At 65.5% G+C, this 22992-nt stretch carries 21 protein-coding genes; 8 read left to right on the top strand and 13 right to left on the bottom strand.

Going from position 1 to position 22992, the window contains the following annotated elements:
• Positions 1–71: 71 nt before the first annotated feature.
• From L2I41_RS15960 to L2I41_RS15940, 5 genes are all read right to left on the bottom strand, one after another.
• Complete coding sequence (locus L2I41_RS15960) at positions 72–518, bottom strand: HPr kinase/phosphorylase (protein WP_237154573.1); 447 nt, start codon at positions 516–518, stop codon at positions 72–74.
• A complete protein-coding gene (locus L2I41_RS15955) occupies positions 515–2278 on the bottom strand; it encodes a sensor histidine kinase (RefSeq protein WP_237154572.1) in 1764 nt (587 codons plus the stop codon). The genes L2I41_RS15960 and L2I41_RS15955 overlap by 4 nt, the downstream gene beginning before the upstream one ends.
• A gap of 25 nt (positions 2279–2303) precedes the next feature.
• A complete protein-coding gene (locus L2I41_RS15950; RefSeq protein WP_237154571.1) occupies positions 2304–3008 on the bottom strand; it encodes a response regulator transcription factor in 705 nt (234 codons plus the stop codon).
• Positions 3009–3119: 111 nt separating this feature from the next.
• Complete coding sequence (locus L2I41_RS15945; protein WP_237154570.1) at positions 3120–4532, bottom strand: MATE family efflux transporter; 1413 nt, start codon at positions 4530–4532, stop codon at positions 3120–3122.
• Positions 4533–4769: 237 nt separating this feature from the next.
• Complete coding sequence (locus L2I41_RS15940) at positions 4770–5627, bottom strand: patatin-like phospholipase family protein (RefSeq protein WP_237154569.1); 858 nt, start codon at positions 5625–5627, stop codon at positions 4770–4772.
• A 199-nt stretch (positions 5628–5826) separates the two neighbouring features.
• Here L2I41_RS15940 and thrC point away from each other — a divergent pair, with 199 nt between their 5' ends.
• The 4 genes from thrC to L2I41_RS15920 all read left to right on the top strand — a co-directional run bounded on the left by thrC (position 5827) and on the right by L2I41_RS15920 (position 12359).
• Complete coding sequence (gene thrC / locus L2I41_RS15935; RefSeq protein ID WP_237154568.1) at positions 5827–7233, top strand: threonine synthase; 1407 nt, start codon at positions 5827–5829, stop codon at positions 7231–7233.
• A gap of 55 nt (positions 7234–7288) precedes the next feature.
• Positions 7289–8569, top strand: coding sequence for a M16 family metallopeptidase (locus L2I41_RS15930; protein WP_237154567.1), 1281 nt, complete (start codon positions 7289–7291; stop codon positions 8567–8569).
• Positions 8566–9162: a GNAT family N-acetyltransferase gene (locus tag L2I41_RS15925; RefSeq protein WP_237154566.1), complete on the top strand. Its 597-nt coding sequence runs from the start codon at positions 8566–8568 to the stop codon at positions 9160–9162. Before L2I41_RS15930 ends, L2I41_RS15925 begins: the two co-directional genes overlap by 4 nt.
• Positions 9163–9350: 188 nt before the next feature.
• Positions 9351–12359 carry an EAL domain-containing protein gene (locus L2I41_RS15920; RefSeq protein ID WP_237154565.1) on the top strand — a complete coding sequence of 1003 codons (3009 nt, stop codon included), beginning with the start codon at positions 9351–9353 and terminating at the stop codon, positions 12357–12359.
• A gap of 40 nt (positions 12360–12399) precedes the next feature.
• On the opposite strand, the gene L2I41_RS15915 is transcribed toward L2I41_RS15920, so the two are convergent.
• From L2I41_RS15915 to coxB, 8 genes are all read right to left on the bottom strand, one after another.
• Positions 12400–13149 (bottom strand): SURF1 family protein, encoded by a 750-nt coding sequence (locus tag L2I41_RS15915; RefSeq protein WP_237154564.1) that lies wholly within the window; start codon positions 13147–13149, stop codon positions 12400–12402.
• On the bottom strand, positions 13146–13544 hold the full coding sequence (locus L2I41_RS15910; RefSeq protein WP_390634333.1) for a DUF983 domain-containing protein: 399 nt from the start codon (positions 13542–13544) through the stop codon (positions 13146–13148). The genes L2I41_RS15915 and L2I41_RS15910 overlap by 4 nt, the downstream gene beginning before the upstream one ends.
• Positions 13545–13721: 177 nt before the next feature.
• Positions 13722–14597, bottom strand: a complete 876-nt coding sequence (locus tag L2I41_RS15905; RefSeq protein WP_237154562.1) for a cytochrome c oxidase subunit 3 — start codon at positions 14595–14597, stop codon at positions 13722–13724.
• 70 nt (positions 14598–14667) lie between these two features.
• On the bottom strand, positions 14668–15285 hold the full coding sequence (locus L2I41_RS15900) for a cytochrome c oxidase assembly protein (RefSeq protein WP_237154561.1): 618 nt from the start codon (positions 15283–15285) through the stop codon (positions 14668–14670).
• A gap of 21 nt (positions 15286–15306) precedes the next feature.
• Positions 15307–15468, bottom strand: coding sequence for a cytochrome c oxidase system small membrane protein (locus tag L2I41_RS15895; RefSeq protein WP_237154560.1), 162 nt, complete (start codon positions 15466–15468; stop codon positions 15307–15309).
• A gap of 8 nt (positions 15469–15476) precedes the next feature.
• Complete coding sequence (locus tag L2I41_RS15890) at positions 15477–16415, bottom strand: heme o synthase (RefSeq protein ID WP_237154559.1); 939 nt, start codon at positions 16413–16415, stop codon at positions 15477–15479.
• A gap of 134 nt (positions 16416–16549) precedes the next feature.
• Positions 16550–18157, bottom strand: a complete 1608-nt coding sequence (gene ctaD / locus L2I41_RS15885) for a cytochrome c oxidase subunit I (protein ID WP_237154558.1) — start codon at positions 18155–18157, stop codon at positions 16550–16552.
• A gap of 75 nt (positions 18158–18232) precedes the next feature.
• On the bottom strand, positions 18233–19096 hold the full coding sequence (coxB, locus tag L2I41_RS15880) for a cytochrome c oxidase subunit II (protein ID WP_237154557.1): 864 nt from the start codon (positions 19094–19096) through the stop codon (positions 18233–18235).
• Positions 19097–19581: 485 nt separating this feature from the next.
• Here coxB and L2I41_RS15875 point away from each other — a divergent pair, with 485 nt between their 5' ends.
• The 4 genes from L2I41_RS15875 to L2I41_RS15860 all read left to right on the top strand — a co-directional run bounded on the left by L2I41_RS15875 (position 19582) and on the right by L2I41_RS15860 (position 22913).
• Positions 19582–20109: an invasion associated locus B family protein gene (locus L2I41_RS15875; protein WP_237154556.1), complete on the top strand. Its 528-nt coding sequence runs from the start codon at positions 19582–19584 to the stop codon at positions 20107–20109.
• Between the two features lie 106 nt (positions 20110–20215).
• A complete protein-coding gene (locus L2I41_RS15870) occupies positions 20216–20824 on the top strand; it encodes a pyridoxamine 5'-phosphate oxidase family protein (protein ID WP_237154555.1) in 609 nt (202 codons plus the stop codon).
• 34 nt (positions 20825–20858) lie between these two features.
• On the top strand, positions 20859–22283 hold the full coding sequence (gene tldD, locus L2I41_RS15865; protein WP_237154554.1) for a metalloprotease TldD: 1425 nt from the start codon (positions 20859–20861) through the stop codon (positions 22281–22283).
• A 3-nt stretch (positions 22284–22286) separates the two neighbouring features.
• Positions 22287–22913, top strand: a complete 627-nt coding sequence (locus L2I41_RS15860; protein ID WP_237154553.1) for an HAD family hydrolase — start codon at positions 22287–22289, stop codon at positions 22911–22913.
• Positions 22914–22992: the final 79 nt, after the last annotated feature.

Raw genomic sequence — 22992 nt, 5'->3', positions numbered from 1 at the left:
CCAATGTTTCAAGTAGGCAACGCAAATTTTCGCCACAACAATGATGAAATTCAGACATATCCTGCAGGCATTCATGCCCTGCGAAGGGCGGCTTGCACCAGCCGCATGGCTTCCTCTATCCGCCGCGCCGGCAGCGGTTGCCGCCTGATTTCAACCCCTTCCAGGCGGCAGGTCAGCGCTTCCGTTTCGGGCATGCGCGCATATTGCGCCGGCTCCACGAAGTCGCCAACCAGATGGATCACCGCCGCGGCAATATGTGGGTGCGGCTCCAGCCCTTGTCCATAGCGTTCGGCCAATCCGGCGATCGTCGACGGCACCCGCGCGATCAGGCGCCCGTTCGCCGCGTCCAGAAACAGCCGGTCGTCGGCCACCAGCATGGCAAATCGGCCGGCACTGCGCTCGGCCTCGATCAACGCCAGCGCCAGCGAGGATTTGCCCGATCCGGACGGACCGCGCAGCAGCAGGCCGCGCTCGCCCACCACCAGCGCGGTCGCATGTACGGTTTGGCGGGCGGTCATCGCTTTTCTTCCGGCAGCAGCACCACGAAGCGGGCACCGGTCACCGTCGCGGGATCCTGGCTGTCATCCATGCGGTTGAGCGCGGTGATCGTGCCGCGATGGGCCTCCACGATCTGCCGGGAGATCGACAGGCCGAGACCCGAATTGTTGCCGAAGCCCTCACTCTCCGGCCGGTCGGTGTAGAAGCGCTCGAAGATGCGCTCGATCTTTTCGGCCCGGATGCCCGGCCCGTGGTCGTCGACCACGATCTCCACCATGCCCCCGACCCGCCGGGCCGTCACGTCCACCGAGGCACCGGCCGGCGAGAAGGACTTGGCATTGTCGATGAGGTTGTTGATCACCTGGCCGAGCCGGCTGTCATGGCCGAGCACGTTGAGCGGCGCCTTCTCCGGCCCGAGCGTGATCTTGAGGTTGATGCCGATGTCCTGGTGCCGCCCGGTCTCCCGCGACATGGACACCACCGAATTGAGCAGCTGGCCGAGATCCACCAGCTTGGAATCCTCGCGCGCCAGTTCCGCATCGAGGCGCGAGGCGTCGGAAATGTCGGTGATCAGCCGGTCGAGCCGTTTGACGTCATGCTGGATGATCTCCAGCAGCCGGCCCCGGCTGTTGTCGGTCTTGGCCAGCGGCAGCGTCTCCACCGCCGAGCGCAGGGAGGTCAGCGGGTTCTTGAGTTCATGCGCCACGTCGGCGGCAAAGCTCTCGATCGCGTCCATGCGCGTATAGAGCGCGTTGGTCATGTCGCGGAAGGAGCGGGCGAGATTGCCGATCTCGTCCTGCCGGTCGAAGGAGGGGATTTCCTCGCGCTGCTTGACGCCGCGGCGCACCCGATCCGCCGCCGAAGCGAGCCGGCGCAGCGGCGCTGCAATCGTGCCGGCCAGCAGCACCGACAGCGTCGAGGTCACGATGGCCGCCACCAGGAACACGCGGAAAATGCCCCAGCGCTCGGCCGAGACGATGGCGTCGATGTCGCCGCCCTCCGTCGACAGCAAGAGGCTGCCCACCACCACGCCGTAGCGCTGCACCGGCACCGCCACCGAGACGATCATCTCGCCCTGTTCGTTGACGCGCACCACCGTGCCGGGCGAGCCCTTCAGCGCCGTATCCACCTCCGGATAGCCCTTGCCGTCCGAGGCGCCCAGCTCGCGATAGACGGGCAGGTCGGCCCGCCGGATCCAGAAGCTCACCGCATTGATCGCCCGCTCGATCACATTGGGCTCTTCAGGCGCCACCTGCGGCAGGTCGAAGCGCAGCACCTGGCCGCGCGAATAGAGGAATTTGGAATCGAGGATCTGCACGCCGTCGCGGTCGTAGATGCGCGCCCGCGTGCGGGTCGGCGTGATGAGACGCCTCAGCAGCGGCGCCACCCGCTCGGGATTGATCGGAAAGTCGAGATTTCCGGCTGTATCCGCCTCGGCCGATTCCTGGCCCGCCTGCATCTGCAGCAGGCGTTCGGGATCGATGGCAATGGCATTGGTGTCCACCGTCGCCGACGCGGCAATGGCGCCGGCCATGATCTCGCCCTGGGTCAGCAGGCTTTCGACGCGCGCGTCGATCAGGCCGGCCCGGAACTGGTTCAGGTAGAGGATGCCGACGACCAGTGCCACCAGCGCCGCCAGATTGAGGATCAGGATGCGCCGGGTCAGGCTGGTGAAGGCGGCGCCGGGCAGGAAACGTCGCACCCGGCGCAGGATCACGCGGGTGAGACGCAGAAGGGTCTGCGAGCGGCTGTTCAGGCCCGTATCGCTGCGCGCATCCATGCCGGGACGAGCGTGAGGAAAGTCCTCACGCCTCCTTGAAGCGATAGCCGACGCCGTAGAGCGTTTCGATCATCTCGAAGTCGTCGTCGATCGCCTTGAACTTCTTGCGCAGCCGCTTGATGTGGCTGTCGATGGTGCGATCGTCCACATAGACCTGATCGTCATAGGCCGCGTCCATCAGTGCGTTGCGGCTCTTGACCACGCCGGGCCGCTGCGCCAACGCGAACAGGATCAGGAACTCGGTCACCGTCAGCACCACATTCTGCCCCTTCCAGGTGCAGGTATGGCGCTCCTGGTCCATGACCAGATGGCCGCGCTCGATGTTGCGGTTGGCATCGCTCGACTTGGTCACCGGCGTGCCGTCGCGCGGCGCGGCGCGGCGCAGCACCGCCTTGACGCGCTCTACCAGCAGGCGCTGGGAGAATGGCTTGTGGATGAAATCGTCGGCGCCCATCTTCAGGCCGAACAGTTCGTCGATCTCGTCATCCTTGGAGGTGAGGAAGATCACGGGCATGTCGGTCTTCTGGCGCAGGCGGCGCAGCAGCTCCATCCCGTCCATGCGCGGCATCTTGATGTCGAGGATCGCCATGTCGGGCGGCGACTTGGCCAGGCCGTCCAGCGCGGACGCACCGTCCGTGTAGGTCTCGACCCGATACCCCTCCGATTCCAGGGCGATGGAAACGGACGTCAGGATGTTCCGGTCGTCGTCAACAAGTGCAATGGTCGGCATGCCCAGTCCCCAAATACGATCCAAACCCGCTTTACGCATAAGCCTATCGGCCGCATGAGGGAATCCTTTTGCCACCGATCGAAGCGGAATCTGGGCAGGATTGCAGAAAAATCAAGAATTCCACCGGGACGAGGTGTTTTTTGCTGCAATCTTGAAGCGCGGCACCAAAAGAAGCAGCGAAGCGGCGATGCCGGCACCAATGCCCACATAGAGCCCGCTGGCGCCCCAGCCGAAGTGCAGCGCCATCAGCCAGCCCATGGGAACCGACACCAGCCAGAAGGCCGCCGACTGCAGGATCAGCGGGACCCACACGTCGCCAAGCCCGCGCAGCGCGCCCATGCTCACGCCCATCATGGAATCGAAGGCCACGAAGAAGCCGGCCATCAGCATGGTGGTGGAGGCGATGGCGGCGGTCGCGGGATCTTCCACCATCACCCGTCCCAACGGCTCGTGAAAGATGATCATCAGCACGCCCCAGGCGCCCGAGAGCAGGCCGCCCAGCAGGATGCCGCTCCATCCGGCCCGATGCAGGTCGATCGGAAAACGCCGGCCCACCGCATTGCCGACGCGGATCGAGGTGGCGCCGCCCGTGCCCACCGAGTTCATGTAGACCAGCGACATCACCGTCATGGTCGCCTGATAGGCAGCAACCGCGGTGGCGCCCAGCGCGCCCGCCAGCAGCGTCATCGTCGCGAAAGCTGCGCTCTCGACGCCCTGTCCCAGCCCCATGGGCAGCCCCATGCGCCGGATCGCCTTGCCGTTGGCGCCGCCCAGCGTCACCAGGCTTTGCAGCCACAGCTTCGGGCTGCCGATCACCCCGTGCGGATCGCCCGCCCGCCGCGCCATTACGAACAGCGCCGACAGCGTCGCGATTGCCATGCCCCAGCGTACGATTGACGTCGTCGCCATGGCCGCCACCGCGCCGCCCGGACCGGCCGGGTTGAACCAGCCCAGTACGAAGATGCCGTCGAGAGCCAGGTTGGCCAGATTGGCCACCACCATCACCACCATGCCCACCTGCGGCCGTTCGGTGGATTCCAGCACCAGATTGCCGACGAGGAACATCATGAGGCCCGGCAGGCCCCAGGCAAAGTGGAAGGACACCTTGGCGCTGAGCGTCGCCACCGCTTCGCTCTGGCCGGTCGCCAGAAAGAAGGGATAGGCCCACAGCGACATCAGCCCGGCGATCAGGCCCAGCACCACCGCGTTGACGATCGAGGCGCGGAAGATGTCGCCCACGTCCTTCAACCGGTGCGACCCCAGCGCCTGCGCCGACAGCACCACGGTCGACTGCATTGCACCGAGGCAGACCAGCATGACCGTGAACATCGGCGCCGAGCCCACCGCCAGGCCCGCCAGCTCATCGGCACTCACTTGCCCGGTGATGAAGGTGTCGACCGCAAACAGCAGTGCCAGCCCGGTCCGCGAGATGATGATCGGCCAGGCGAGCTTCAGCGTCCGGCGGAAATGCAAAGCATAGGGGCTGCCGTCCGTCGTCGGAGCGGTGTGGCGAACCTGGGTCACGGGAGGGCTCACTTGGTGAAAGCTGCGGGAATCAAGGCAAGGGCGCTGCGGCCCGCTTGGCCCTCAGCCTATATAGGCAGGGCCGGGGCCGCGCAATCACGCCCAAGGCGAGGCGCAAGCTGGCACAAACCCGGCCCCACCCCGTCTGGCACATCGGTCCATGCGGGTTCATCGGGAGTCAGGAGGAGTCACCCGGAGTCACAGCGCTCCATGCGCCGCCATGGCCGGCCCTGCCGGTCAGGCTTCCACGTCCCAGCCGGTCAGTACCGCGTCGATGCCGCGCTTCACCTCGTCCTTGACCGACGCCGTTGCCTCCAGGATCTCCCGCGCCTTCATGAAATCGAGCACGCGGATGTCGCTCACCGGCGGGCGCACCAGCACGTCCGGATGGCGCGATTTCAGCTTTTCGGTGATCAGCGACTGCATCAGTACCTGGCTCGCCCCGAACAATGCCTCGCGTGCATTGGGAACCGACCGCTTGTCCGGCCGCACCGGCGTGCCCACCACGTCGCAGGCCACCACCAGATCGATCGCTTCGGGCAGCTTGTCGAAGGGCAGGGGGTTGACCAGCCCGCCGTCCAGCAGCGTCAGCCCGTCATATTCCACCGGCCGGAAGATCGCCGGCAGCGCGATGGAGGCTGCGACCGCGCGCCGCACCGGTCCGTCGGTGATCTCGAGTTCCGAAGTCCCGTAGAAATCCGTGGCCACGGTGGCGAAGGGGATCGGCAGATCGGCAAACGCCGCCGGGATCGTCTCCGGCAGGAAGGCCGTCACCACCGCCTCCGGATCGAACAGCGGGATGCCGCTGATCAGTTCGGAGAAGTTGCGCGGCCTCAGCTGCCAGATCCGCGCCCACACGTCCGCCGGCTTGCCGAGCACCGAGAGCACATGCTCGCGGACCTCCGCCCCGCTCATGCCGGCGGCGACGCCCGCCCCGATGATGGCGCCGATCGAACAGCCGGTCACCGCCGCCGCCTTCAGGCCGAGCTCGTCGAGCGCCTCCACCACATGTACATGGGCAAGTCCCCGCGCCCCACCGCCACCGAGGGCGAGACCGATGCGGGGAAAGGCGGAGGCGGGGATGATCGGGTTCAACGGCGTCGGCCTTTCACTTTGGCACTGTCGACGATGGGTCCTACCCTGTCGGTGTTGCAGTTTGATGTGTCCGGATCGAGGCAATCACAAATGCGGCAAAGCGAAAGAATAAGCACGATCTTTCCCCTGTTTTGCTTGCGGATGTCTTGCGCGCCCGTTAGGTAGGGCCGCGGAAAGACAAATCTCAGGAAGTTCCAAGGTGAAATACGTCAGCACACGCGGCAACGCGCCCGTTCTGTCCTTCTCCGATGTCGTGCTCGCCGGCCTCGCCCGCGATGGCGGCCTCTACGTTCCCGAGAGCTGGCCGACGCTGTCACACGAGACCATCGCGGGCTTCGCCGGCAAATCCTACGCCGATGTCGCCTTCGAGGTCATCTCGCCCTTCGTCGGTGACGATATTCCCGCCGCCGAACTCAAGGCGATGATCGACGGCGCCTATACCGGCACCTTCCGCCATCCGGCCGTGACGCCGCTGGTGCAACTGGCGCCCGATCACTTCCTGCTCGAACTCTTCCACGGCCCTACGCTCGCCTTCAAGGACGTGGCGATGCAGCTGCTCGCCCGCCTGATGGACCATGTGCTCGGCAAGCGGGGGGATCGCGCCACCATCGTCGGCGCCACCTCGGGCGACACGGGCGGTGCCGCCATCGAGGCCTTCAAGGGCCGCGAGAACACCGACATCTTCATCCTCTTCCCCCATGGTCGCGTCTCCGACGTGCAGCGCCGGCAGATGACGACGGTCGCCGACGCCAACGTCCACTGCATCGCCCTCGAAGGCACCTTCGACGACGCCCAGGGCCACGTGAAGGGCATGTTCAACGACTTCGCCTTCCGCGACCGGGTGAAGCTCACCGGCGTCAACTCCATCAACTGGGGCCGTATCGCCGCGCAGGTGGTCTATTACTTCGTCGCTGCCGTCGCCCTTGGTGCGCCGCACCGCAAGGTGTCCTTCACCGTACCCACCGGCAACTTCGGCGACATCTTCGCCGGTTACGTCGCCAAGCGCATGGGCCTGCCGATCGATCGCCTGATCATCGCCACCAACCGCAACGACATCCTCGCCCGCACTCTGGAGACCGGCCGCTACGAGGTGACGGGCGTCAGCCCCACCATCTCGCCGTCCATGGACATTCAGGTCTCCTCCAACTTCGAGCGCCTGCTTTTCGAGGCCTCCGGCCGCGATGGCGAGGCGGTCAGGCGCATGATGGCCCAGCTCGGCCAGTCCGGCGCCTTCACGCTGCCCGACGACTGCATCGCCGCCATCCGCGCCGAGTTCTCCGCCGATCGCTCCGACGAGCCGACCACGGCTGCGACCATCGGGCGCGTTCGCCGGGAAAGTGGCTATCTTCTTGATCCGCACAGCGCTACCGGGGTTGCGGTCGCTGAAAGGAACGCTAAGCTGGGTATCCCGATGATCACGCTGGCGACGGCCCATCCGGCCAAATTCCCGGATGCCGTCAGGACGGCCAGTGGCGATCATCCGGCCCTGCCTCTGTGGCTGGGCGATCTGATGGAACGGCCGGAACGGCAGACTGTGATGGACAATAGCCTGGACGCGGTGGAAGCCTTCATCAAGGCACGCGCGAGAGCTGTCGCCCTTTCTTGATGGACTGGGCATGGGCGGCGGACGACGGTTCCGGCGCTCACGGGAGGGGAAACGGATGGCCGTCGAAGTAACCGAGTTGGACAATGGCATAACCGTCGTCACGCACAGCATGCCGCATCTGGCCTCCACGGCCTTGGGCGTGTGGGTGTCGGCCGGCTCGCGGTCTGAAGCCGTCAGCGAGAACGGCATTTCCCATCTTCTCGAACACATGGCCTTCAAGGGCACGCGCAAGCGCTCCGCCAAGGCCATTGCCGAGGAGATCGAGAATGTGGGCGGTGAGGTCAACGCCGCCACCTCGGTCGAAAGCACCAGCTATTACGCCCGCGTGCTGGCCGGCGACGTGCCGCTCGCCCTCGATATCCTCTCCGACATCCTGCAGGACTCCACCTTCGATCCGGAAGAGCTCGACCGCGAGAAGCACGTGATCGGCCAGGAAATCGGCGCCGCGCTCGATGCGCCGGAAGACTTCGTCTTCGACATGTTCCAGCAGACTGCCTTCCCCGATCAGGCCATCGGCCGCCCCATCCTCGGCGCCATCGACACCGTGCGCGGCTTCTCCGACACCGACCTGCGCAGCTATCTCGGCCGTCACTACACCGGCCGCCGCACCGTCATCGCCGCCGCCGGCAAGGTCGGCCACCGCGATCTCGTCCGCCAGGCGCGGCAGAAGTTCAAGAATTTCGGCAACGGCCCGGATGTCCCGCTCGAACGTGCCAGCTATGTGGGCGGCGAAGCGCGCGAGGAGCGCGACCTGCAGGAGGCCCAGCTGGTGCTCGGCTTCCCCGGTCTTGCCTATGACAGCGACGAATATCTGACCGCCCAGATCGCCTCCTCCATCCTCGGCGGTGGCATGTCCTCGCGCCTCTTCCAGGAAATCCGCGAGAAGCTGGGGCTTTGCTATTCCATCTACGCCTTCCACTGGGGCTTTGCCGACACCGGTGTCTTCGGCGTGTCCGCCGCCACCGGTGAGCAGGATGCCGCCAATCTTACCGAGCGGATCGTCGTCGAGCTGCAGCGCGCCAGCCACGAGATCACCGAGATCGAGGTCAAGCGGGCCCAGTCGCAGCTGCGCGCCGGCCTGCTGATGACGCTGGAAAGCCCGGCGGGCCGCGCCGGCCAGATCGCCCGCCACATCATGTTCCACGGCCGCATCCTGCCGCTCGATGAACTGGTCGCCCGCATCAACGCCGTGACGCCGACGCAGGTCTGCGACTTCATCGGCAACATGCTGGTGTCCGCCAGCCCGACGCTCGCCTCCATCGGTCCGGTCAGCACCATGCCGTCGGTCAGCGACATCGCGGGCTGCTTCGGCAGTGCCAAGGCGAGTGCGGCATGACACTGTTTCCCGTCGGAGTTCTGGATCCGCCGCCGGTGCTCACGGGACAACGGATCTACCTGCGCCTGCCGGTCGCCGCCGATTATCCGGCCTGGGCCGACGAACGTACCGACAGTGCCGCCTTCCTGCAGCCCTGGGAACCGACCTGGCCGGCCGACGATCTCACACGCGCCGCCTTCAAGCGCCGCGTCAAGCGCTGCCTGCGGGAACTGCGCGAGCGCAAGGGCCACGCCTTCTTCCTGTTCCGCCGTGACGATGACGCCCTCTTGGGCGGCATCACGCTCTCCAACGTCCGCTATGGCGTCTCCCAATGCGCCTCCATGGGCTACTGGATGGCCCGTCGCCATGCCGGTCAGGGCTACATGAGCGAAGCGGTGCGCCTCGTGCTCGGCTATGCCTATGACGATCTTCAGCTGCACCGCGTCGAGGCCGCGTCCCGGCCGGAAAACACCCGCTCGATCCATCTTCTTGAAAAGGCCGGATTTGTTCGCGAAGGCTACGCTCGCAGCTATTTGCTGATCGATGGAAAGTGGCAGGACCACGTGCTCTTCGCCCGCCTCAAGGACAGCGAAGGCGCCGACGTCATCGCCTGAACGGCCCTGGCGGCTGTCCTCGCCCGTCAATCGCGCGAAATTGCTGTTGCTGACCGGTGTTTACCCCTCTCGCCGCTTGCATGCCTGCGGCAGGGCGTTTATCCGGATTCGATCCCAAGGGTTCCCGGGCTTTGCCCCACGGGATCGGCGGGGCTTGTTGGATACCTGAAGGTCCGGAGTTCCCGTCCTTGGCTCAACTTCGTCTTGTCCTCGCCGCTGCCCTGGCTCTCCTGCTGAGCGCCTTTGCCGCATGGGCTTCCGAGCCGATCGTGGTGCAGCCGGACGTGAAGGCGCTCGATCTGACCCACTCGGTCGAATATCGCCGCGACGCCGGCTCCACCATCCAGGTCTCCACCGCTCCGGGACCCGACGGCGTCGTGCGCCGCATCGAGGTGCGCGCCAAGGGCACCGACCAGAACCCCGCCTGGGTCGTCTTTTCCCTGTCCAACCAGTCCGACCAGCAGCTTGATCGCCTGATCGTGGCGCCGCATTTCCGCCTGGTCGGTTCGCGCGTCATGTGGCCCGATCTTGGTTCCTCGCGCATCGCAGCCATCACGCCCAGTTCCGGCTTTGCGCCCGAACGCCAGTCGAGCGAGGACTCCGACGTCTTCCTGGTGACGCTCGACCCCGGCACCATCGTCACCTTCGTAGTGGAACTGCGCTCGAGCAGCCTGCCGCAGTTCACCCTGTGGGAACCCAACGCCTACAAGGACAGCGTCAACGCCTACACGCTCTATCGCGGCATCGTTATCGGCATCGCCGGCCTGCTCGCCCTGTTCCTGACCATTCTCTTCGTGGTCAAGGGCTCGATGATGTTCCCGGCAACGGCGGCGCTGGCCTGGGCGGTTCTGGCCTATCTCTGCATCGACTTCGGCTTCTGGGGCAAGGTTTTCAGCGTCGGCTCCAGCGCCGAACAGCTCTACCGTGCGGGGTCCGAGGTGATGATCGCGGTCACGCTGGTCATCTTCCTCTACGCCTATCTCAACCTAAATCGCTGGCACGTGCGCTACAGCCACGTGATGCTGATCATCCTGCTGGCGCTCGGCGGCCTGCTCGGCCTTGCCCTCTACGACCCTTCCGTCGCCGCCGGCATCGCCCGCATGGTGCTGGCCGCCCTCGGCGGCCTCGGCTTCATCCTCATCGTCGGCCTCTCCATCCGCGGCTACGACCGCGCCATCATGCTGATCCCCACCTGGATCCTGCTGATCGCCTGGCTCGCCGGCACCGGCCTTGCCGTCTCCGGCCGTCTGGTCAACGATCTCGTCCAGCCGGCGCTGTCCGGCGGCATGGTGCTGATCGTCCTGCTGCTCGGCTTCACCGTCATGCAGCACGCCTTCGCCGGTGGCGCCATCACGCAAGGCGCGGTCGACGACAGCGAGCGCAAGGCGCTGGCGCTCACCGGTTCGGGCGACATGATCTGGGACTGGGACGTCACGCGCGACCTCATCACCACCTCCGCCGAAGCCGAAGACAGCCTCGGCCTCAAGCGCGGCAAGCTGGAGGGGCCGGCACGCGACTGGCTCGACATCCTGCATCCGCAGGATCGAGACCGCTTCAAGGCAACGCTCGACGCCGTCGTCGAGGCCCGACGCGGTCGCCTGTCGCAGACCTTCCGCCTGCACGCCGCCGACGGCCATTATCTCTGGTTCCGCCTGCGCGCCCGCCCGATCCTCGGCGCCGACGGCGAAGTGATCCGCTGTGTCGGCACGCTGCTCGACGTCACCGACAGCAAGATCGCCCAGGAGCGCCTGCTGCACGACGCCGTGCACGACAATCTCACCGGCCTGCCCAACAAGGAACTGTTCCTCGATCGTCTCGGCACCGCGCTCACCCGCGCCCAGACCGACAGCGCCTCCCGTCCGGCGGTCTTCCTGATCGACATCGACCGCTTCCGCCAGATCAACGAAAGCCTCGGCCTGTCGGTGGGCGATTCCATCCTGCTCACCGTCGCCCGCCGTCTTGGCCGTCTGATCAAGCCTCTCGATACGCTGTCGCGCCTCGAAGGCGACAAGTTCGGCATCGTCCTGGTGTCCGAACAGACCTCCGACCGTCTCGCCGCCTTCGCCGACGCCATCAAGCGCGCCATCCGCGCCTCCATCGCCTTTGGCGAACAGGAGATATTCCTCACCGCCTCGGTCGGCATTGCCGTCCCCGATAGCGACCGCAAGGAAGCCGCCGACCTGCTGCTCGACGCCGAAGTGGCGCTCACTTATGCCAAGCGCCTCGGCGGCGACCGCCTTGAAACCTTCCGCCCGGCTCTGCGCGCCATGTCTGCCGACCTCCTGTCGCTGGAGCAGGACCTGCGCCGCGCCGTCGAGAAGGAGGAACTTCAGGTCTTCTACCAGCCGATCGTCCGCGCCGGCGACCGTACCGTGGCCGGCTTCGAGGCGCTTCTGCGCTGGAACCATGCCCGCCGGGGCGCCATCCCGCCGAGCCAGTTCATCCCCATTGCCGAGCGCACCGGCCTGATCACCCAGATCGGCCTGTTCGTGCTCGATCGCGCCGCCCGGCAGCTCGCCGATTGGCGCGCCAATCTGCCCTTCGGCGAAACGCTGACCATGAGCGTCAACGTCTCCAGCCGTCAGCTCTTGCGCCATGACCTCATCAACGACGTCAAGGCGGTGATGACGCGCACCGGCCTGCCGCATGGCGTGCTCAAACTGGAACTCACCGAGAGCCTCGTCATGGAGAATCCCGAATTCTCCACCCAGGTTCTGGCGCGCCTCAAGGAACTGGGCACCGGCCTGTCGCTCGATGATTTCGGCACCGGCTATTCCTCGCTGTCCTATCTGCAGCGTCTGCCTGCCGACACGCTGAAGATCGACCAGAGCTTCCTGCGCACCTCCGGTGCCAGCCGTCAGGTCATGCTGCGGTCCATCACCCAGATGGCCCATCAGCTCGGCCTTCAGGTGGTCGCCGAGGGCGCCGAGACCGAGGCTGATCTCGCCGCGCTGGCCGAAGCCGGGGCGGACTACGTCCAGGGCTTCCTCTTCGGCCAGGCCATGGCCGCCGACGACGTGCGGAAACTGATGGAAAAGGCCCGCAAGGCGGTCACCAAGGGCGGCTCCGCGCCCGCACAGACTGTCGTATCGGCGACCACAGCACCCGCGGATGTCGCCACGTCGGCATCTGCGGATCCTGAGGCGCCGCAGCAGCAGGCCGCCGAGGCCACCTCGCCGCAACAGGTTCAGGGCTGAAGGATCACGGCTGCGCCGTCTGTGAGCGGCCGCGCAGCGCTCACGTGCCCGCCAGCCGCCGTCGCAGCATGACGCCCCAGATCGCGAGCAGCGTTCCCGCAAGGCCATACCAGGTCAGGATATAGCCCAGGTGATTGTTGGGGAAGGATACGATTGTCTCCCCGCCCTGCGGCAGGCTGCCCGGCGTCCCCGCGAAGGCATCGATCGTGAAGGGCGCCACCGTCGCCGGATCGATCCCCGCCGCCTTGGCCATTGCGGCCGTGTTGCGCACGAACCAGACGTTCTTGGCGATATCGTCCGCCGGCGACAGCCAGCTTGGCTGTTCGCTTGGTCGCAACAGGCCGGAGACGGTCTGCGGTCCCGACACCTGACCTTCCAGGCGCGTTGCCGGATCCCGGTTGGCTTCCGGCACGAAGCCGCGGTTGACGAACACCCACTGGCCACCGTCCAGCTTCAGCGGCGTCAGCACGAAATAGCCCGGCCCGCCGAAGCGGCCGCGTGGCTCGGCCAGCGCGATGAACACGTGAATCTCATGGGAATGGTCGAAGCTGCCGCTCACGGTCACCGGCGTGTAGGCCAGTCCCTGCGTGTCGAGACCGGCCCAGCTCCGAGGTGCCGGCATCGGTACGGGCGCGAGATGGACGCGGGCATTGACGCTGTCGATCAGCGCTTCCTTCCAATGCAGCCGCTGCACCTGCCAGGTGCCCAGCCCCACGAGGATCAGGAAGGCGATCGCCGCGGCAACCGTCAGGCGCACGAAGGAGCGGCGGGGGAGGACGGCGTCGGTCACGGCGCGTCCGGCCCGGACGGTCTGTCGAGCTGGCCCTGTTCAGCCTTGTTGGAATATTGCAGGGCGATCAGCACGCCCTTGAAAGGACGCAGCAATCCCAGTCCCAGGACCAGCGTCAGCGGCAGCCACAGCACCGCATGCAGCCACAAGGGCGGCTGCCAGGTCACTTCCACATAAAGCGCCAGCCCCACCACGATGAAGCCGACGATCATGATCACGAACACCGCCGGCCCGTCGCCGGCATCGATGAACTTGTAGTCGAGCCCGCAGCTGGTGCAGGCCGGCGCCGTGTCGAGAAAGCCCTTGAACAGGCTGCCCTCGCCGCAACGCGGACACCGCCCCTTGAGGCCGGCTGCAAAAGGCGAGACCGGCGCGGAGGAGGGGCGGTTGTCCATCATGTCGATCCTTGTTCATACCAAGTGTCATTGAAAATGACTCTTGGTATTCCGCTTTCGAACTTCTCATGCCTGATGCAAATGAGAAATTCGAAATACCTTCATTGAGCCGATGCGTCAGCATCTTGGCGAAATGATATTGCACCGGCCGTCCATCAGGCGGACAGCCGGTCTCCATCATTCGGCGACCATGCCGCCCCAGCCGCCCCAAACATATACGCAGGCGAACAGGAACAGCCAGACCACGTCGACGAAATGCCAGTACCAGGCGGCGGCTTCGAAGCCGAAATGCTGCTGCGGCGTGAAATGCCCCTTGAAGGCGCGGATCAGGCAGACCAGCAGGAAGATCGTGCCCACCAGCACATGGAAACCGTGGAAGCCGGTGGCCATGAAGAAGGTGGCGCCGTAGATGTTGCCGCCAAATCCGAAGGTGGCGTGGCTGTATTCGAAGGCCTGGATGCCCGTGAAGCAGGCGCCCAGCACCACCGTCAGGATCAGGCCCCACTTGAGGCCCTGCCGGTCGCCCTCGATCAGCGCGTGATGCGCCCAGGTCACCGTGGTGCCGGAGGTGAGCAGGATCATGGTGTTAAGCAGCGGCAGATGCCAGGGGCTGAACACTTCCACGCCCTGCGGCGGCCAGTGTCCGCCGGTAAACGCGGTGCGCGCCACCTGCTTCAGTTCGCCCGGGAACAGGCTGGCGTCGAAGAAGGCCCAGAACCAGGCCACGAAGAACATCACCTCCGAGGCGATGAACATGATCATGCCATAGCGCAGGTGCAGGCTCACCACGCGGGTGTGATAGCCCGCATGCGCCTCGCGCACCGTGTCGCGCCACCAGCCGAACATGGTGTAGAGCACGATCAGCAGGCCCACCGGGAAGATCCACTTGGTGGTGAGATCGAAGCCGGCGATCAGAAGCTCGCCTCCCGCGTTGGCGCGCATGTAGGCGATGGCGCCGATGGCCATCACCAACGCGCCCACGGAGGCCAGGAACGGCCACGGGCTCGGGTCAACAAGGTGATAGTCGTGATTGATCTTGCTTGATCCAGCCATTTGTCCTCTTCCCCCTCTCATCCGCACGCCGTGATCGGCGGCCGCGCGGACGTTTGATCAGATTCATGTCTCAGGACCTGGTGTCCTGGCCCTTGCCGGCCTCCGTGCTCACCACCGTCCGCCCCACTTCCTCGGTCGGGAAGAAGGTGTAGGACAGCGTGACCGTGTGCACGCCGGCGCTGTTCTTGTCGTCCACCATGGCGGGGTCGACGAAATAGGTGACGGCCAGATCGGCTTCCTCGCCCGGTTTCAGCGATTGCTGATTGAAGCAGAAGCACTGGATCTTCGAGAAGTAGGCGCCCATGGAGTCGGGCGCAACGTTGAAGGCGGCGGTGGCCGACAGCGGCTTGTCCGAGCGGTTGCGCACATGGAAATGCGCCGTGGCGATCTCGCCGATCTTCAGCGTCTCCGGTGCGCTCACCGGGCGGAACTCCCAGTCGAGCCCGTCGGCCACATTGGCATCGAAGCGCACGGTGATCGGCCGGTCGAGCTTCTGGCCCGCCGCTTCCGCCTTCGCCACCTGCGTCGTCCCGCCATAGCCGGTCGCCTGGCAGAAGATGCGGTAGAGCGGCACCGAAGCAAAGGCGAGGCCGACCATGCCGAGAAACACGCCGGCGCAGGCCAGCGCCACCGCACCGTTGCGGTTGGCCTTCGGTTCTCTAGCCTTGACGTCTGAAGGCGCGTTCACCTGCAGTCCTCCCGGTCCGGATCACATGGCCGCGTGCTGGGCGATATTGCCGCTGATCTTGACGATGGTGACCAGGAAGAACAGCACCACCAGCGCGCCAAGGCCGAGGCCGATGGCAATCGAGCGGCGGCGCTGGGCTGCCTTCTGGGCGGGGGTGAGTTCGACGATGGGAACGATATGCATGGCGGACCTCACGAGATGATGCGGCTGACCACGCCGTCCACCAGCAAGGCGGCAAACAGCGCGAACAGATAGGCGATCGAGAAGAAGAACAGCTGCATGTTGATGCGCTTGGCTTCGGCACCGCTCTTGGCGTGGAAGGCCACGCGCGCCGACAGCGCGACGAAGGCCGCACCCATCCCGGCGGCAAAGACGCCATAGGCAAGCGAGGCAAAGCCGAGAACCGCCGGCGCCACGCCGATCGGTGCCAGCACCAGCGCATAGGTGAAGATCTGCAGCCGCGTCGACCGCTCGCCGGCCACCACCGGCATCATCGGGATGCCGGCCCGCGCATAGTCCTCGGACTTCACCAGCGCCAGCGCCCAGAAATGCGGCGGGGTCCAGAAGAAGATGATGAGGAACAGCACGATGCTCTCGATCGACACCGTGCCCGTCACCGCCGCCCAGCCGATCATCGGCGGGAAGGCCCCGGCGGCACCGCCGATCACGATATTCTGCGAGGTCCGGCGCTTCAGCCCCATGGTGTAGACCACCACGTAGAAGAAGATGGTGAAGGCCAGCAGGAAGGCCGCCACCCAGTTCACCGCAACGCCCAGCACCAGCACCGACAGCACCGACAGCACGCTGCCGAAATGCAGCGCTTCGGACGGCGATACCCGCCCGTCGGGAATGGGACGGCGCGCCGTGCGCGACATGATCCGGTCGATGTCGGCGTCATACCACATGTTGAGCGCGCCCGAGGCTCCCGCGCCCACGGCAATGGCCAGCAGGGCAACCGCGGCCAGCAGCGGATGCAGCCCGCCCGGGGCCAGCATCAGGCCCACCAGCGCCGTGAAGATCACCAGCGACATCACGCGCGGCTTCAGAAGCTCGAAATAGTCGCCGATCGAGCCCGTACCGCCTGTTACGGCGGGGCTGAGGACAACATCGGTATCGTCGATCAGGGCCATGGGTTCCGCCTATGCTCTTGCTGCAAGGCCGTTGCCTTGAAGGTTATTCCCGGGTGCCGGCCATCCAGCGGGTCGGCACCCGGGCGGTCTGGCGCCCTTGGGAGACTGAGGGGCGCCAGAGGAACGCGGGTTCGTCAGTGCAGGTCGCCCTTGATCACCGGCAGCTGCTCGAACTGATGGAACGGCACCGGCGAGGGCAGGGTCCATTCCAGCGTGTTGGCGCCGTCACCCCAGGGATTGGCACCGGCCACGCGCTTCTTGGCGAAGGCGTCGAACACCGTGTAGAGGAACACCAGAACGCCGAAGGCCGAGATGTAGGAGCCGATCGACGAGACCAGGTTCCAGCCGGCGAAGGCGTCGGGATAGTCCACATAGCGGCGCGGCATGCCCTGCAGCCCAAGGAAATGCTGCGGGAAGAACACCAGGTTCACGCCGATGAACATGATCCAGAAATGCAGGTTGCCCAGCGTTTCGGAGTACATGTAGCCGGTCATCTTCGGGAACCAGTAGTAGAAGCCGGCGAAGATGGCGAACACGGCACCCAGCGACAGCACATAGTGGAAATGCGCCACCACGTAATAGGTGTCGTGCAGCACGCGGTCGAAGCCGGCATTGGCCAGCTGCACGCCCGTCACGCCGCCCACGGTGAACAGGAAGATGAAGCCGATCGCCCAGAGCATCGGGGTGCGGAAGCTGATCGAACCGCCCCACATGGTGGCGATCCACGAGAAGATCTTCACGCCCGTCGGCACCGCGATCACCATGGTCGCAGCCAGGAAATAGGCCTGGGTGTCGACGCTGAGACCCACCGTATACATGTGGTGCGCCCAGACCACGAAGCCGACGCCACCGATCGCCACCATGGCATAGGCCATGCCCAGATAGCCGAACACCGGCTTGCGCGAGAAGGTGGAGACGATGTGGCTGATGATGCCGAAGCCCGGCAGGATCAGGATGTACACTTCCGGATGGCCGAAGAACCAGAACAGGTGCTGGAACAGGATCGGGTCACCGCCGCCGGCCGGGTCGAAGAAGGTGGTGCCGAAATTGCGGTCCGTCAGCAGCATGGTGATGGCGCCCGCCAGAACCGGCAGCGACAGCAGCAGCAGGAACGCCGTCACCAGCACCGACCACACGAACAGCGGCATCTTGTGCAGCGTCATGCCCGGCGCGCGCATGTTGAAGATTGTGGTGATGAAGTTGATGGCGCCGAGGATCGACGACGCGCCGGCGATATGCAGCGACAGGATCGCGAAATCCATCGCCGGTCCCGGGGTGCCGGTGGTCGAATAGGGCGGATAGATGGTCCAGCCGCCGGTCACGCCGTTGGAGCCGTCGGCGCCTTCCACGAACATCGACAGCGTGAGCAGGATGATCGCCGGCGGCAGCAGCCAGAAGCTGATGTTGTTCATGCGCGGAAAGGCCATGTCGGGCGCGCCGATCATGATGGGCACGAACCAGTTGGCAAAGCCGCCGATCAGCGCCGGCATCACCATGAAGAAGATCATGATCAGCGCATGCGCGGTGGTGATCATGTTGTAGACGTTGGGATCGCCGAAGATCTGCAGGCCGGGTTGCTGCAGCTCCATGCGCATGGCAACCGACAGGCCGCCGCCCAGAAGGCCCATGCACACTGCGAAGATCAGGTACATGGTGCCGATGTCTTTGTGATTGGTCGAATAGACGTAGCGGCGCCATCCATGCGGGTGGTCGTGATGGGCCGAATGCGTGTCTGTAGCCATGAAAGGCTCCTCGTGGATGTCTGTATCAAGGGCCGGCCTCAGCCGACCGAAAGGCGCTGAAAGGCAGACCAGACGTCAGTTCGCGGCCACCGTGGTCGGGGCCTTGGCGTTCTCGTCGTCGAACTGGGCCAGCAGGGCCTTGGCGGCGTTGAGATCGGTCTTGGCCGCTTCCGTCCACTTGGCGAACTGGTCGGCGGTCACCGCCCGGATCTCGATCGGCATGAAGGCGTGGTTCTGGCCGCACAGTTCCGAGCACTGTCCGTAGAAGGTGCCGGCGTTCTCGATCTTGAACCAGCTTTCGTTGAGGCGACCGGGAATGGCGTCGATCTTCACGCCGAAGGGCTGCATGGCGAAGGAGTGGATCACGTCGGTGGCCGTCACCTGGATGCGGATCACCTCACCCACCGGCAGCACCAGCGGCGAGTCCACGGCCAAGAGGCGCGGCTGCTTCACCGGATCGGTCCGCTCTTCGTCCTTCAGCATGTAGCTGTCGAAGGAGATGTCGCCCTGTTCGGGATACTCGTAGTTCCAGTACCACTTGTTGGCCGTCACCTTGATGGTCATCTTGGCGTCGGGGATCACCAGCTCTTCATAGAGCAGGCGGAACGACGGCACGGCGATGATCAGCAGGATCATGATCGGCGCGATGGTCCAGACCACCTCGATCATGGTGTTGTGCGAGGTCTTGGACGGAACCGGGTTGGCCTTGGCGTTGAAGCGCACCACCACGTAGACCAGCAGCCCCAGCACGAACAGCGTGATGATGCCGACGATCCAGAAGGTCAGGGCGCCGAAGGTGTGGATATCCTCCGCCACCTGCGTGTCGGCAGGCTGAAGATAGGTGCCCCACGGCTGGGCCTCTGCCCAAGCTTGGGTCGATACAAGGCAGGTGCCTGCAGCAATGATCGCCCCATACAGGCGATTTGCGGATCTGAACACGGTTCCCCCTCCATTCCCCGCCGCTCCGAGCCGTCGCGCCGGCTGCGGCTTCGCGGTGCTTTCCCAACTTTGATCCAGACGGATCGGGGGCCCGTTCTCCCGCCTTTCGGCCGGTCGCCCCGATGCCGTGATTCCCAGGGCTCTCCTCTGCCCGAGCGCCTTGCCGTCTCCGGTGGAGCCCTTGATTCAAAACGCGTTCTCCCATGAGGAAAATCGTTTCGCGCCTTGATCTGGATCAAACATCCTACGTAAAAAACCACATATGCAAGTCATTCGCAATGGCATTCTCACCTTGCAAGCGTGACGTTGGGACGCGCTTGCGGTGCGTCGCCTTCAGGCGGCACGGGATCGACGCGGGCGCGGAAAATTGCGTGTATAAAGATCGTAATTCGTTGATTCGCCGCATTTGGCGGGTTTTGCTTGCGCCGGGCAGCGCTCAGTCGCTCTGCCGGTATTTGGACCAGACGGAACCACGAGATCGTTCGATGCAGTCGAAGCGCGCCCTTTCCACCCTCCTGTCCCTTTCGCTGGTCCTTTCGTCCTTTGCAGGGATTTCCACACCTGCCGCCGCCCAGGAGTTTTCCGACGGCAAGGTCGAGCAGGTTTTCGGCGACTGGCAGATCCGCTGCGATCAGCCGGTCGGCGCCCGCGACAAGCAATGCGCCATGGTGCAGAACGTCACCGCCGAGGATCGCGACAACATCGGCCTCTCCGTCCTCATCGTGAAGACCGTGGACAAGAAGGCGCGCATCATGCGCGTGCTCGCCCCGCTCGGCGTCTATCTCATGGCCGGCCTCGGCCTGCGGATCGACGACAAGGATATCGGCCGCGCCGGCTTCGTCCGTTGCCGCGCCCGCGGCTGCTATGCCGAGGTGATCCTGCAGGACGATCTGATCAACCAGCTCTCCACCGGCCAGAAGGCGCTCTTCGTCATCTACGACTCGCCCGAGAACGGCATCGGCATTCCCGTCTCGCTCAAGGGCTTCAAGGAAGGCTACGCCGCCTTGCCGTGAGGCGCCCCACGCCGGGCGACGGCTTCTGGCGTGTCTGGTGGCCTATGCGCACGAAGCGCGACATTCGCGCGACAAAACGCCGGTCCTTCGGTGACCTGGAGGTGACATGTCTGCCATCCGTGACACAGCATCCCTGCGCGCCCTCTATGGCGATGCGCGCGAGCGCTCCCGCCGCAAGGTCCTGCCCGCGCTCGACCGCCATGCCCGCCGCTTCATCGAGCTCTCGCCCTTCTGCCTTCTGTCCACCCATGGGGCCGACGGCCTGGGCGACGTCACCCCGCGTGGCGACGCGCCGGGCTTCGTCGCGGTCGCCGACGATCGCACGCTGCTTCTGCCCGATCGCGCCGGCAACAACCGATTGGACAGTCTTCTCAACATCTTGGATAATCCCGGCGTCGGCCTGCTCTTCATGGTTCCCGGTGTCGACGAGACGCTGCGCATCAACGGCCACGCCACCATCGAGACCGATCCGGACCTCCTCGCCCGCTTCGAGGTCGCGGGAAAGTTACCGAAGACGGTGCTGGTCATTGCGGTCGCCGAGGTTTACCTGCATTGTGCCAAGGCCCTCATGCGCTCGCATCTCTGGTCCGCTGAGAACCGTGTCGACCGCGCGATCCTGCCCTCCATGGGCGAGATGATGCGCGATCAGCTCGGCCTCGACCAGGCCGAGACCCAGGCGGAAATGCTTGAGCGCTACCGGGCAACGCTCTATTGAAGAGCCCCCTCGAAGACCGGACTGCAGTGTGTCGATGACCGTTGATTCCCATGATCTTTTCGCCCTGACCGGCCTCGATCCCGACGCCGCGCACCGCATCGTTGCCGACGCCCTTGCTGGCGCCGATGACGGCGAGCTCTATCTGGAGCGCGCCCAGGGCGAGGTGCTGGCCTTCGACAACGGCCGCCTCAAGGCTGCCACCTATGACGTCAACCAGGGCTTCGGCCTGCGCTCGGTTGCCGGCGAGTCCGTCGGCTATGCCCATGCCGACGACATCTCCGAAAAGGCGCTGAAACGCGCCGCCGACGCCGTCCGCGCTGTCGCCTCGGGCTATTCCGGCACCATGTCCGCGCCGCCGCGCGCCACCAACGTCAAGCTCTACGGCGACGAGAATCCGCTGCTATCGCCCATCTTCGCCGACAAGGTGGCACTGCTCTCCGAGATCGACGCCTATGCCCGCGCCCGCGATCCGCGCGTCCGTCAGGTGTCCGCCTCCGTTGCCGCCTCGCACAAGGTGGTGGAGATCCTGCGCGCCGACGGCACCCGCGTCCGCGACGTCCGCCCGCTCGTCCGCATCAACGTCTCCGTCATCGTCGGTGAGGGCGATCGGCAGGAAAGCGGCGGTTTCGGCGAGGGCGGCCGGCTCAATCTCGCCCCCTTCATCACGCCCGACCGCTGGCACGCCGCCGTCGACGAGGCGCTGCGCCAGGCCTTGGTCAATCTCGAAGCCAAGCCCGCTCCCGCCGGCACCTTCGACGTGGTGCTCGGACCCGGCTGGCCCGGCGTGCTCCTGCACGAAGCGGTCGGCCACGGCCTCGAGGGCGACTTCAACCGCAAGAAGACCTCCGCCTTTGCCGGTCTCATGGGCGAAATGGTTGCCGCCCCAGGCGTGACCATCGTCGATGACGGCACGATCCCCGACGCGCGCGGCTCGCTGACCATCGACGACGAGGGCACGCCCAGCCAGCGCACCACGCTGATCGAGAACGGCCGGCTGGTCGGCTACATGCAGGACCGCCAGAACGCCCGCCTGATGGGCGCGGCCTCCACCGGCAACGGCCGCCGCCAGTCCTATGCCCATGTGCCCATGCCGCGCATGACCAACACCTACATGCTCTCCGGCGACAAGACGCGCGAGGAAATCCTCGCCTCCGTCAAGGACGGCATCTATGCCGTCGCCTTCTCCGGCGGCCAGGTCGACATCACCTCCGGCAAGTTCGTCTTCGATTGCACCGAGGCTTACCGCGTGCGCAACGGCAAGGTCGAGGAACCCATCAAGGGCGCCATGCTCATCGGCAACGGCCCGGATGCCATGAAGCGCGTCTCCATGGTCGGCAACGACATGGAGATCGACAAGGGCGTCGGCATGTGTGGCAAGGCCGGGCAGGGCGTGCCCGTCGGCGTCGGCCAGCCGTCGCTGCGCATCGACGCGGTGACCGTCGGCGGCACGGCGACCTGATCCATGACGTCCTCGCCTGTGAAGCTCGTCCTGTTCGACATGGACGACGTCGTCTATGCCTATGATCGCTCGGTCCGCGTCGCCCGCCTCGCCGGGATGACCGGCCTTGATCCTGTCTTCATCGAAACGGCCATCTGGTCCGAGGGGCTCGAAGCCGCCGCCGACGGCGGCGCCTATCCCACCGGCCCGCTCTACCTGAAGTCCTGGCAGGATCGCCTCGGCTACCCGCTTGCGGAAGACCAGTGGCTCGCCGCCCGCAAGGCCGCCATGACGCTGGTGCCCGGCACGCTCGCCATCATCGACCAGCTGCTGGCGGCGGGCCTTGCCGTCGGCGTCCTCACCAACAACGGCCCGCTTGTGCATGCGCGCCGTCACGATCTGGTGCCGGAACTTGCCGCCCGCGCCGGTCACCGCTTCACCGTCAGCGCCCAGTTTGACACCAAGAAACCGGATCCCGCGGTCTTCACCCGCTGCCTTGAGCATCTCGGCTTTGCCCCCGGTCAAACCGTCTTCATCGACGACATGCCCGAGAATGCCGAGGGCGCCTCAGCGGCCGGTCTCACCGGGCTGACCTACACCGATCCCGCCCGTCTTGCCGCCGATCTGCGCCGTCTGGGGTTGCCGGTATAGATTCCTTTACGAATTCAAGCTCTTGATCAAATCGTTGCAGATTTGCCTTTTCCTTCGGTGCGAACACGTAATTCGTATT

This window comes from Oryzibacter oryziterrae, from assembly GCF_021864535.1.
In the GTDB taxonomy this organism is placed as follows: domain Bacteria; phylum Pseudomonadota; class Alphaproteobacteria; order Rhizobiales; family Pleomorphomonadaceae; genus Pleomorphomonas; species Pleomorphomonas oryziterrae.
This window is presented reverse-complemented; position numbering and strand designations above follow the sequence as displayed.

What these genes read in the sequence shown, in the direction of transcription:
- L2I41_RS15930 (WP_237154567.1), top strand. Translation starts at nt 7,289, where the DNA reads ATGGCCGTCGAAGTAACCGAGTTGGACAATGGCATAACCGTCGTCACG.
- L2I41_RS15960 (WP_237154573.1), bottom strand. Translation starts at nt 518, where the DNA reads ATGACCGCCCGCCAAACCGTACATGCGACCGCGCTGGTGGTGGGCGAG.
- L2I41_RS15875 (WP_237154556.1), top strand. Translation starts at nt 19,582, where the DNA reads ATGCAGTCGAAGCGCGCCCTTTCCACCCTCCTGTCCCTTTCGCTGGTC.
- L2I41_RS15895 (WP_237154560.1), bottom strand. Translation starts at nt 15,468, where the DNA reads ATGCATATCGTTCCCATCGTCGAACTCACCCCCGCCCAGAAGGCAGCC.
- L2I41_RS15925 (WP_237154566.1), top strand. Translation starts at nt 8,566, where the DNA reads ATGACACTGTTTCCCGTCGGAGTTCTGGATCCGCCGCCGGTGCTCACG.
- tldD (WP_237154554.1), top strand. Translation starts at nt 20,859, where the DNA reads ATGACCGTTGATTCCCATGATCTTTTCGCCCTGACCGGCCTCGATCCC.
- L2I41_RS15955 (WP_237154572.1), bottom strand. Translation starts at nt 2,278, where the DNA reads ATGGATGCGCGCAGCGATACGGGCCTGAACAGCCGCTCGCAGACCCTT.
- L2I41_RS15910 (WP_390634333.1), bottom strand. Translation starts at nt 13,544, where the DNA reads ATGGACAACCGCCCCTCCTCCGCGCCGGTCTCGCCTTTTGCAGCCGGC.
- ctaD (WP_237154558.1), bottom strand. Translation starts at nt 18,157, where the DNA reads ATGGCTACAGACACGCATTCGGCCCATCACGACCACCCGCATGGATGG.
- L2I41_RS15905 (WP_237154562.1), bottom strand. Translation starts at nt 14,597, where the DNA reads ATGGCTGGATCAAGCAAGATCAATCACGACTATCACCTTGTTGACCCG.
- L2I41_RS15890 (WP_237154559.1), bottom strand. Translation starts at nt 16,415, where the DNA reads ATGGCCCTGATCGACGATACCGATGTTGTCCTCAGCCCCGCCGTAACA.
- L2I41_RS15870 (WP_237154555.1), top strand. Translation starts at nt 20,216, where the DNA reads ATGTCTGCCATCCGTGACACAGCATCCCTGCGCGCCCTCTATGGCGAT.
- L2I41_RS15950 (WP_237154571.1), bottom strand. Translation starts at nt 3,008, where the DNA reads ATGCCGACCATTGCACTTGTTGACGACGACCGGAACATCCTGACGTCC.
- L2I41_RS15860 (WP_237154553.1), top strand. Translation starts at nt 22,287, where the DNA reads ATGACGTCCTCGCCTGTGAAGCTCGTCCTGTTCGACATGGACGACGTC.